At 58.6% G+C, this 2,832-nt stretch carries 1 protein-coding gene; it reads left to right on the top strand.

Features of this window, described 5'->3' with window-relative positions:
• A partial coding sequence (locus tag ACYP2A_RS26590) for a condensation domain-containing protein (RefSeq protein WP_459748918.1) occupies positions 1–2,832 on the top strand: 2,832 nt, incomplete at both ends.

Below are 2,832 nucleotides of genomic sequence, written 5' to 3'. Positions count from 1 at the left end.
ATCTGGCGCGTTACCGCGCCGAAGGGGTGATCGAGTACGTCAGTCGTATCGACCATCAGGTAAAGATCCGCGGTTTCCGTATTGAACTGGGTGAGATCGAGGCCCGGTTGCTGGAGCACGAAGCAGTGCGCGAAGCAGTGGTCATCGATGTCGATGGACCGAGTGGCAAACAACTGGCGGCGTACCTGGTGACTGCGGCCGGAGAACTGAATGCGCAGCAGCAAACCCAACTGCGAAGCGATCTGCGCGAACAGCTCAGAATGAATTTGCCGGACTACATGGTGCCGGCGTATCTGCTGTTTCTGGACAAGCTGCCGCTTACCCCCAACGGCAAGCTGGACCGCAAGGCCCTGCCCAAGCCGGATGCCAGCCTGCAACAACAAGTGTATGTGGCGCCGCAAACGGAGCTTGAGCGGCAGATTGCGGCCATCTGGGCTGAAGTGCTCAAGGTGGAGCAGGTGGGGCTGACCGACAATTTCTTCGAATTGGGCGGCCACTCGTTGCTGGTCACTCAAGTGACTTCACGAATCCGACATACGCTGGAGATTGAGATGCCGCTGCGCGTGTTGTTTGAAGCGCCGACGCTGGCCGAGTTCGTTTCCCGGGTGAGCAACGGGGTGGGTAGCCACGCGCCTGCGTTTGAGTCTGTCGATCGCCAGCAGCCTCTGGTGTTGTCGTTTGCCCAACAGCGGCAATGGTTCCTGTGGCAACTGGCACCTGACAGTCCGGCGTACAACATGCCGGTAGCTCTGCGTTTCAAGGGTGAGCTGGACAGGGACGCCCTGCACGACAGCTTTGATGCCCTGATCGCGCGCCACGAAACCCTACGCACCACCTTCCGCCAGGAAGCAGAGCAGGCAGTGCAGATTATCCATGCCGAACAGCCCATAGAGATTACGTTCGAGACACTGAACGGCGAAGCAGACATTCAGGGCCATGTCGAGGCCGAGATCCAGAAGCCTTTTGATTTGATCAGTGGTCCGCTGCTGCGAGTCAGGCTGCTGCGCCTGGCGGAACATGACCATGTGCTGGTACTGACCCTGCACCACATCGTGTCCGATGGCTGGTCAATGCCGGTGATGGTCGAGGAGTTGGTGAGCCTGTACGAAGGCTATCGCCAAGGCCAGCCAGTGAGCTTGCCTAAGCTGCCTATTCAGTATGCCGACTATGCGGTGTGGCAGCGCCGGTGGATGGCCGCAGGCGAACAGGCGCGCCAGCTGGCGTATTGGACCGAGCAATTGGGCGGCGAACAGCCGGTGCTGGAGCTGCCTCTGGATCGTCCGCGTCCGTTGCTGAAAAGCCATGCCGGTGCCCGCCTGGACATTGCTCTGAATGACGATCTGAGCGGCTCCCTGAAGCAATTGGCGCAGAAACAGGGCGTGACGCTGTTTATGGTTTTGCTGGCCTCATTGCAGGCCCTTTTACAACGCTATTGCGGGCAGAACGATATTCGGGTGGGTGTCCCTACTGCCAACCGTAATCGGGTGGAAACCGAGAGGTTGATCGGCTTTTTCGTCAATACGCAGGTGCTCAAGGCCGAGTTCGATCTATCGACGACGTTTAGCGGTCTTTTGCAGCAGGTCAAGCGTGCGGCGCTGGGAGCACAGGCGCATCAGGATCTGCCGTTCGAGCAACTTGTGGAAGCACTGCAGCCGGAACGCAGCTTGAGTCATAGCCCCCTGTTTCAAGTGATGCTCAACCATCAGACACATATCAAGGATACTTCCAGAGAAGTGCAAGGGCTTCAGGTAGAAGGGGTGAAGTGGGAGGAGCAGGTCGCTAAATTTGATCTGACACTCAATACCTTCGAGCACGAAACCGGCATCGGTGCCTCGTTTAACTATGACACCGCACTGTTTGATGTCTCGACTATTGAACAGTTGGGGCGATATTGGACTCAATTGTTGGGACAGGTGGTTGGCCAGCCTGAGCAGTGTCTGGCGCACCTGCCACTATTGCGTGCAGAGCAACAGCAACAGATCGTGGATGAGTGGAACCGTAGCGAGGTCAGCTACCCGGCCGAGCAGTGCATTCATCAGTTGATCGAGCAGCAGGTTTTGAAGACGCCGCAGGCCACAGCCTTGGTATGTGGCGAGCACTCGTTGAGTTACACCGAACTGAACCAGCAAGCCAATCGCTTGGCGCACAAGCTGCGCGAGCTGGGCGTAGGTCCGGACGTGCTGGTAGGCCTGGCGGTAGAGCGCAGCCTGGAGATGGTGGTGGGATTGCTGGCGATCCTCAAGGCCGGTGGCGCCTATGTGCCGCTGGACCCTGAGTATCCGCAGGACCGCCTGGCGTACATGGTTGAAGACAGTGGCATCCGCTTGCTGCTGACGCAGGCGCATGTGCAAGGACAACTGCCGGTGTTGGAAGGCGGCGTGCAGACGGTGATCCTGGAGGCCGGTCCTGACTGGCTGGCGGATTACAGCGATGCCAACCCGGTCAACCTCACTCGACCTGAAAACCTGGCCTATGTGATCTATACCTCGGGCTCGACCGGCAAGCCCAAGGGCACACTGTTGCCGCATCACAACGTCCTGCGCCTGTTCCAGGCCACCGATGAAAACTTCCACTTCAATGGCCAGGACGTCTGGACGGTATTCCACTCCTACGCCTTCGATTTTTCGGTGTGGGAGCTGTATGGCGCGCTGTTGTACGGCGGCAAGGCGGTCATCGTGCCGAAGGATGTTGCACGTTCGCCAGAAAGTTTCCATGCCCTGCTGTGCCGCGAGCAGGTGACCGTACTCAACCAGACACCGTCGGCGTTCAAGCAGTTGATCCCGGTGGCCTGCGACAGCACTGAATCGTTGGCGCTGCGTTATGTCGTGTTCG

Source organism: Pseudomonas sp. 3A(2025) (assembly GCF_054589175.1).
Note: the sequence above shows the minus strand (reverse complement) of the source record. Positions and strands in the feature narration are given on the sequence as shown.